The 687-nt window shown below is 52.1% G+C and carries 1 protein-coding gene and 1 pseudogene; both read left to right on the top strand.

The window, feature by feature from the left end; translation table 11 throughout:
- Positions 1-17 precede the first annotated feature (17 nt).
- Complete coding sequence (ptsN, locus tag ACTHUR_RS14450) at positions 18-467, top strand: PTS IIA-like nitrogen regulatory protein PtsN (protein WP_039862228.1); 450 nt, start codon at positions 18-20, stop codon at positions 465-467.
- A gap of 3 nt (positions 468-470) precedes the next feature.
- Positions 471-687, top strand: a pseudogene (locus ACTHUR_RS14445) (HPr(Ser) kinase/phosphatase); the annotation flags it as partial.

The following is a 687-nucleotide window of genomic DNA, read 5'->3' as shown; positions in this document are numbered from 1 at the left end:
ATTTAAAAGAGATACACATGAGCCTGATTGGCGAAATTTTACCTTTGTCCCATATCGTTTTGGATTTGGAAGTCAGCAGCAAAAAGCGTCTGTTTGAAGAGGCCGCCCAGCTGCTGGAGAATGAAGCAGAATTACCGAATACCAACGTGTTCGACTGCCTGTTTGCCCGTGAAAAGCTTGGTTCGACCGGTTTGGGGCAGGGGGTGGCGATTCCTCACGGCCGTCACGCATGCGTGAAAAAAGCCACCGGTGCGTTTATCCGCACCAAAGAGCCGGTTGCCTTTGATGCGCCCGACGGCAAACCCGTTTCCTTGATTTTCATCCTGCTTGTGCCTGAAAACGCTACCGGCGAACATTTGGAAGTCTTGTCCAAACTGGCCGGCAGATTCTCTCAAAAAGCCATCCGTGAAGCATTAATGGCCGCAACTTCTGCCGAAGAAGTACGCACACTTCTGACCGAAGAGTAATTCATGCCCAGCATATCCGTCCGCCGCCTGTTTTCCGACAATCAGCACAAACTCGAACTTGCTTGGGCTGCCGGCAATTCTGGCGCGGACAACCGTATCGGTGTCGAAGCCGATAAACCCGTCTTGGCCTTGGTCGGCCACTTAAACTTTATCCATCCCAACCAAATTCAAGTTGTCGGCGTAGCTGAAGCCGAATATTTGCGCCGCTTGGAGTCGGGCG

The sequence above is a fragment of the Neisseria sp. P0021.S007 genome (assembly GCF_051956855.1).
The sequence above is the reverse complement of the archived record's forward strand: the minus strand, read 5'-3'. Positions and strand labels throughout refer to the sequence as shown.

Coding starts and splice junctions, on each gene's coding strand:
- ptsN (WP_039862228.1), top strand. CDS start 18: ATGAGCCTGATTGGCGAAATTTTACCTTTGTCCCATATCGTTTTGGAT.